The sequence below is a fragment of the Burkholderiales bacterium genome, assembly GCA_013695435.1.
GTDB lineage: Bacteria > Pseudomonadota > Gammaproteobacteria > Burkholderiales > JACMKV01 > JACMKV01.
The window spans coordinates 1-6,985 of the sequence record JACDAM010000030.1; the positions used below are offsets into that span (position 1 = coordinate 1).

The 6,985-nt window shown below is 60.3% G+C and carries 8 protein-coding genes; 7 read left to right on the forward strand and 1 reads right to left on the reverse strand.

All coding sequences use genetic code 11. The features are described 5' to 3' along the window. The 3 genes from H0V78_01550 to H0V78_01560 form a co-directional block, all read left to right on the forward strand. The coding region (locus tag H0V78_01550) for a sorbosone dehydrogenase family protein (protein MBA2350501.1) at positions 1-347 on the forward strand (347 nt) is incomplete at its 5' end. Between the two features lie 910 nt (positions 348-1,257). Continuing rightward, positions 1,258-2,241: a TonB-dependent receptor gene (locus H0V78_01555; GenBank protein MBA2350502.1), complete on the forward strand. Its 984-nt coding sequence runs from the start codon at positions 1,258-1,260 to the stop codon at positions 2,239-2,241. 7 nt (positions 2,242-2,248) lie between these two features. Then, positions 2,249-2,836, forward strand: a complete 588-nt coding sequence (locus H0V78_01560; GenBank protein MBA2350503.1) for a TonB-dependent receptor — start codon at positions 2,249-2,251, stop codon at positions 2,834-2,836. A gap of 123 nt (positions 2,837-2,959) precedes the next feature. Here the strand turns inward: H0V78_01560 and H0V78_01565 are convergent, their stop codons facing one another. Then, entirely contained in the window at positions 2,960-3,475 is a 516-nt protein-coding gene (locus H0V78_01565; protein ID MBA2350504.1) for a hypothetical protein, read from the reverse strand. Positions 3,476-3,519: 44 nt separating this feature from the next. On the opposite strand from H0V78_01565, the gene H0V78_01570 reads away from it, so the two are divergent. The 4 genes from H0V78_01570 to H0V78_01585 form a co-directional block, all read left to right on the forward strand. Next, entirely contained in the window at positions 3,520-4,527 is a 1,008-nt protein-coding gene (locus tag H0V78_01570; GenBank protein MBA2350505.1) for a ferritin-like domain-containing protein, read from the forward strand. Positions 4,528-4,736: 209 nt separating this feature from the next. Beyond that, a complete protein-coding gene (locus H0V78_01575) occupies positions 4,737-6,326 on the forward strand; it encodes a DUF4331 domain-containing protein (protein ID MBA2350506.1) in 1,590 nt (529 codons plus the stop codon). A gap of 28 nt (positions 6,327-6,354) precedes the next feature. Further along, entirely contained in the window at positions 6,355-6,609 is a 255-nt protein-coding gene (locus H0V78_01580; protein ID MBA2350507.1) for a hypothetical protein, read from the forward strand. Positions 6,610-6,693: 84 nt separating this feature from the next. Then, the coding region (locus tag H0V78_01585) for a hypothetical protein (protein ID MBA2350508.1) at positions 6,694-6,985 on the forward strand (292 nt) is incomplete at its 3' end.

Consider the following 6,985-nt stretch of genomic DNA (forward strand, 5'->3'; position numbering starts at 1 on the left):
CGGACTACGCGCTCGGTCCGCACACGGCTTCGCTCGGCCTGGTTTTCTACGAAGGCAAGCTGTTGCCGGCGCGCTATTCGGGCGGCGCCTTCATCGGCCAGCACGGATCGTGGAATCGCAATCCGCCAAGTGGCTACAAGGTGATTTTCGTGCCGTTCGCCGACGGCCGTCCATCCGGACCGCCGGAAGACGTGCTGACCGGTTTTCTGAACGCGGAAGGCGACGCGCTCGGGCGCCCGGTCGGTGTGGCAGTCGATAAAGCGGGCGCGCTGCTGGTTGCCGATGATGTTGGCAATATCGTTTGGCGGGTGACGCCGGCCGCGGCGCAGCCCGCTGCGGCACGATAGCTCGCGCGGCATCGATGTTGCGGGCGCACGGGGTCGAGCGATGCGTAGCGCGCGCACATAATTCGGGTTCATAAATTCAGGAACTAACCGCGACTCGCGCATCCACGGCAGCGCAATCCTCGTAACCAGGCACATGCATCCGAATCGACAGCAAGCATGTCTAGCCAGCCGTTCCGCTCATTGCCCGGCGCATTCCTGACTTCCGTCACCTTGCACGCGATTGCCGGCGGCTTTCTGCCAGGCAATTGGCGGCCGCCAACAAAGGAACCTGCTCCCCGGGCGCTCGAAGTCGTGTTACTCGAGCCCAAACCGCCGCCCGTCGAAATCGCGCAGCTCGCCCCGCCCCTTCCACCGACCATCACCCCGCCACCCGAACCGTCAGTGCCGCAGACGCAAGCTGGCATGACGGAAACGGCGAGCGAGCCGCTGCCCGCGGCAGTGCCCGAGCCGATCCCTGCGAGTGAGCCGGAACCCTTGCCTGAGCCGGTGCCTGTCACTGAGCCAGAACCTGAGCCGGCCCCCGTCGGGGAACCAGAGCCCGAATTGCTCTGCGCCGAAACCAGAACGCAGGGTCAAAACCAGAAAGCCGGCTGCGCCTGCGCCGAAAATAGTCAGGGCCGCGCCTGCCGAAATCGTTCCGCCTCCAATCGTTAAGCCCGCGCCAGCGGCGAAGGCAAAGCTAACCAGTATTTTGTGCGCGGTTTCACCATCGACCACGGCACCGATTTACGCATCAACTTCAACGGCGCGCCGGTCAATCAGCGCAGCCACGGCCACGGCCAGGCTACAGCGATCTGAATTTTCTGATTCCCGAACTGATCGGCGATTTGCGCTATACCAAAGGTCCGTATTTCGCCGGGCAGGGCGATTTCGCCTCGGCCGGATCGGTCAGTTCGATTACGTCGATGTCTTGCCGGCCGGCCTGGCGCTGGGCGGCGTCGGCGAAGACGATTACGGCCGCCTGGTAGTCGCCGATACGCCGAAGCTCGGCGCCGGTCATTTGCTGTACGGCCTCGAAGTGGTGCACAACGACGGGCCGTGGAGCAATCCCGACAATTTCCGAAAAATAAACGCGGTGCTGCGCTACAGCCAGGGCAGCGCGCAGAACGGTTTCAACGTGACGGCGCTGGGTTACACGAGCAAGGGAACCGCGACCAATCAGATCGCGACGCGCGCGGTCGTTTCCGGGTTGATCGGACGCTTCGATACGCTGGATGCGAGCGACGGTTCCGATTCGGAGCGCTACAGTTTGGCGGCCGATTGGCGCCGGTCATGGAGCGCCGGCGTCACGCGCGCCAATGCGTATGTCATACGAAACGAATTGAACCTCTATTCCAATTTCACGTATTTACTCGACGATCCGGTCAACGGCGATCAGTTCGAGCAGGAAGACCGGCGCGTGACCAGCGGCGCCAACGCGAGCCACACCTGGCTCGGTAGCTGGGGCGGGCGCAGCATCGAAAACACAATTGGCGTGCAGTTGCAGAACGACAACATTCAAAACGGCCTGTTTCGCAATGCCGCGCGTCAGCGGCTTTCAACCACCCGCCAGGATCACATCGTCGAATCGAGCGCCGGCGTCTTTATCGAAAATCGCACGCAATGGCTGGAAAAATTCCGCACCGTGGCCGGCGTGCCGGGCGATTACTACCGCTTCGACGTGACAAGCGACAACCCGGCCAATTCCGGCGTCGAGAACGACACCATCTTCAACCCGAAACTGGGCCTGATTTTCGGCCCGTGGGCCAAGACCGAATATTATTTGAACGCCGGCGGCGGCTTCCACAGCAACGACGCGCGCGGCACGACGATTACGCTCGATCCAGGCGCGGACATCGGCGAGAACCTGTCCGCCGGACCGAGTGCCTGGGCTGGTGCGTTCCAAGGGTCATGAGGCCGGCGTGCGCAGCGCGATCGTGCCCGGATTGCAAAGCTCGCTGGCGCTTTACGTGCTCGATTTCGCTTCCGAACTGGTCTTCGTCGGCGATGCCGGCAACACCGAAGCCGGCCGCAAAAGCCGCCGCATCGGTTTCGAATTCGCCAACTTTTACAAACCGGTCGACTGGCTGATCATAGACGCCGACATCGCATTCGCGCGTGCGCGTTTTCGCGGCGACGATGCGGATGGCGCCGGCGACCGCATTCCGGGCGCTATCGAAGGCGTCGCAACGGTGGGTGCGACGGTCGATAATCTGGGCCCGTATTTCGGCGCGTTGCAATTGCGTTACTTCGGCCCGCGGCCGTTGATCGAAGACAACAGGGTGCGTTCAAGTCAGACCACGCTGTTGTCGGGGCGCATCGGTTACAAATTCACCAGGAATCTGCGCATCGCGCTTGAAGGCTTCAATCTGCTCGATCGCGACGACAGCCAGATCGATTATTTCTATACCTCGCGCTTGCCAGGCGAGCCCGCGGAAGGCATCGACGACATTCATTTCCATCCGGTCGAGCCGCGCACGTTTCGCATCACGCTGATCGCGAATTTCTAGCGCCGGCTTCGGCGATGGTTGTCTGGCATCATATTTTCAGTGGCGGTTGGCCGGGAGTTGCCAACGCGAATTGACAGCGTGCGCTCGACGCACCACGCTGCTATTGTCGGGTACGTGACTACCTCAGCAAACCTGCGCGTCGCGCTCGAAACCTTCAATCCACTCGAACGCGACGATAATCAGATCGACTACTTCTGCATCCCGCGCTTGCAAGACGCGCCCGCGGAAGCGTCCACGACATTTCATCCTATCCGGGTCCAGCCGCTCACGTTCCGCGCAACTCTGATCGCAAATTTTTGAATTGTCGGAAATCGCGATTCGTATGCCGCAATTGCAAACGGTTGTAATTTTTGCAAAGGCAGTGTGCGTTGTCAGGCGCCTCTCGCCGTGAGGGCGGACGTGTTTTTTCGTATGGTACGGCGAATGCTTTACCGGCTTGGGCTTGGGCGACAAAATGGTCGCATGCAACTTCGGTGTTGAAACTCGAGTACCTAATGCATCCAGATACGTCCCGGTTGCGTAGGGTTTAGTGGAGTTGAATTTCCGTTGGCTTTCAGGTTCTGCCCATGCTATCTCCACTATGCTTTTCAGGGTAACGTCTTCACGAAGCTGTTTTTCGGAAATCCGTGGGCGGTTCACCTGTGTAGTGCTACATCCCCCTAACTAGATATAGGAGCAACCTCATGACCCAAACCTTATTGCCCGCGGATCTGCTGACGCAGTTTGCCGCCAAACAAGCTGCCAAACGCGCCCAACGCCGTCAATTTTTCAGGAATGCCGGCGGTCTTGGCGTGGGGATGATCGGCGGCACTATCCTTGCTGCCTGCGGCGGCAGCGATGGCGACGACGCAGTTGCACAAACTCCTCCCCCGGCTGGCCCGTCCGACGCCGACATCCTGAACTTCGCGCTGAACCTCGAATACCTCGAAGCGCAGTTTTATCTCTACGCGGTTTCTGGCAACGGATTACCGGACAATCAAAAGACCGGCGCGGGCAGACCGGTTGGCCCGGTCACTCCCGGCCGCCAAGTTACTTTTACTGATCCGCTCGTCTCGCAATACGCGAGGGAAATCGCCGCGGATGAACAGGCACATGTCGTATTTCTGCGTCAGGCGCTCGGTTCCGCCGCTGCCGCCCACCCGGCAATCGATGTCGGCTTCCAGGATCCGAACGGCGCTTTCTCAACCGTCGCGCGCGCGGCTGGCCTCGTTGGGCCGGGCCAGATATTCGATCCTTATTTGAACGACGACAATTTCCTGCTCGGCGCGTTTATCTTCGAGGATGTCGGCGTCACCGCATATAAGGGCGCGGCGCCGCTGATCACCAACAAAACCTTCCTTGAAGCGGCCGCCGGGATTCTCGCGGCCGAGGCTTACCACGCAGCTCTGGTGCGGACGGTGTTGTATGCCAGAGGAGTGGCTACTCCGGCTCTGCGTACGAACGCCGAAGCAATCTCGAACGCGCGCGACCTCACCGATGGCACGTCGGAAGACAAGGATCAAGGCATAACCGGCACCGACCCGGCCGTCTCCAACATCGTGCCGCTCGATGCCAACGGCATCGCGTTCAGCCGCACGACCGGCGACGTGCTCAACATCGTTTACATAAACGCCGGCGCCGTGACTCAAGGCGGTTTCCTTCCCGCGGGTATTAATGGCGCGGGTTCGCTCAACACCAGCAGCGCCGCATAAAACCAGAGCGCCCGGCAACATTTGTCCTCGTGGACAGATGTTGCCGGCGCCAATTTGTTTTTCGTTCGAGCCCGGACCGCTCTTATTTTTCAAATAACCTCCGTAGGTTCAGATCGAAAATCTGCATCCGGATTGAATCCGGCAGCGTAATCCTAAGTGGGTAATCCCCATACTCTGTCCGCACAGTTGCATTCCAGGAGATCATAAAAATGCTCGACCTATTTAAAACATCCATGCGGCTAACGCTGGTGGCCAGCGCATTGGCTTGTGGCGGATCCGCGCTGGCGTCCAGCCACGCCGAAGCGCCGTTTATCACTGAGATGCGGAAGGTCGATAACACCGACGTCTATGCGTTCCGCAGCTACGAGGCCAACCGCGCAGGCAACCCCGCGGGAAACGGACAAGACGGCTTCGTCACGCTGATTTCGAACTTCTTCCCCTTGCAGGACCCATACGGCGGCCCGAATTTTTTCTTCCTCGACCCCGATGCGCTTTATGAGATTCACGTCGATAACAACGGGGACGCCAAAGAAGATTTGACATTCCGGTTCCGCTTTACTAACGACCTTAGAAACATCACGCGGTCGATCGGCGGGAAGGACGTCGCCATTGCACTGCGAAATTTCGATCCGATAACCGGCGCCGATCCGACCACCTCGAACATCCGCGAGTCTTACAGAGTCAATGTCGTCCGCGGCAATCGGCGTTCCGGACAGCGCGCGGCGGTAACCAACGCCGCCGATCAGGCGGATACCTTCATCAAGCCGCTCGACAACATCGGCCAGAAGTCGATTCCGGACTACGCGGCCTACGCCAGCCAGTTTATCTACAACATCACTATTCCCGGCTGCACCGGTCAGGGCAGGGTATTTGTCGGTCAGCGCAAGGAAGGGTTCCAGGTAAACCTCGGTGAAGTTTTCGACCTGATCAATCTGACCGCCGCGCAAGTGACCGACCCGAACGGTCGGGACGCCCGCGGTAGCGCAACCGCCGACAAAAACGTAACGAGCATCGCGCTCGAAATCCCGACCGCTTGCCTGACCCAAAACGCTACGCAACCGATCATCGGCGTGTGGAGTACCGCGAGCGTGCGTCAGGGCCGTTTGATCAATCGGAATCCCGGCAGCGATATTACATCCGCGACCAGGGAAGGGGGCGCGTGGGCGCAGGTCTCGCGCCTCGGCGCGCCTTTGATCAACGAGGTGGTAATCGGCTTGAAGGATAAAGACAGGTTCAATTCGAGCAGGCCGGAAGACGATGCGCAATCGCCGTTCGCTGAGTACTTGACCAATCCGACGCTTCCGGCTTTGGTTGAAGAGCAGTTCACCTCGGCCGGCGTCAGAGCGCCTCAGGTGTTTCCGCGTGCCGATCTCGTGGCTGTTTTCCTCACCGGTGTGCCAGGCGTCAATCAGGTTCAGGGTGGATCTACCGCCGAGATACTGCGGTTGAATACGGCGGTGCCGGCGACTCTCACAGGCCAGCAAAATGATCTTGGCGCTGCCTTGTGCTTCGTCAACGGTGCGCCCAAGCTCGACAACCCCGGTTGCGATCCCGCCGGTTTCCCGAACGGCAGGCGGCCGGGCGACGACGTCACCGACATCGAGTTGCGCGTATTGATGGGTTTTCTGCTGCCGGATGCAAGCAAACCGAGCACTGGTAGCGCCAATCTGGCCTACACCGACGGTGCGTTGGTAACCGAAAGCCAGTTCGATGCGACCTTCCCCTACTTGAGGACGCCGATTCCGGGTTCGCCTAACGACGCGAACGGCGTTTTGGGCCAATCGGGCTCGACGCCTTAATCCGGTAGCGCACATTAGGAGATCATCCATGAAACGAATACGCACACTGGCGGCGCTGGTAATCGCTGCGCTCAGCGCTTGCGGTGGCGATAATGGCACGCCAATCGGCGGCGGAAGCGGAGGAACGACCCCTCCGCCAAGCACTCAGCCGCCTACGCAGCAGTCGTTCAGTCAGAACGTGCAGGGCATTGTCAACAACACGTCGGATACCGCTGAACCGCAAAACATCGATAACATCACGGTCGAAACCTCGGATACGACCGATCCTGACGCGGTTTCTTGATTTCTTCGCTGCGTGTGACGGGGTGGCGAAAGCCGCCCCGTTTTTTTGCCCGGTAACCAACCCTCGACTATTCTCTTCACCCGCGTGCTGTTCTGCCGCTCATCGCTCGTGCTGCTTTGCGCCTTGTTCTGCGCCGCGCTCGCCGACGCCGCGCCCTTCGTACCGACCGACGATGCGCAAATCCTGGAAACCCTGCGCGACCGGCCAGCTGACGCGGCCGTCCGCGATCTGCGCGCAATGGGCAGCGAGCTGCGCAGGAATCCGCGAAATCTCGAACTCGCATTGCGTGTCGCCCGCCGCTATATCGAACAATCGCGCGCCGAGGCCGATCCGCGTTATCTGGGTTATGCGCAAGCGGCGCTTGCGCCGTGGTGGA

Excerpts from the sequence above, each read along its gene's own strand:
- H0V78_01570 (MBA2350505.1), top strand. The coding sequence starts at position 3,520 with ATGACCCAAACCTTATTGCCCGCGGATCTGCTGACGCAGTTTGCCGCC.
- H0V78_01575 (MBA2350506.1), top strand. The coding sequence starts at position 4,737 with ATGCTCGACCTATTTAAAACATCCATGCGGCTAACGCTGGTGGCCAGC.
- H0V78_01580 (MBA2350507.1), top strand. The coding sequence starts at position 6,355 with ATGAAACGAATACGCACACTGGCGGCGCTGGTAATCGCTGCGCTCAGC.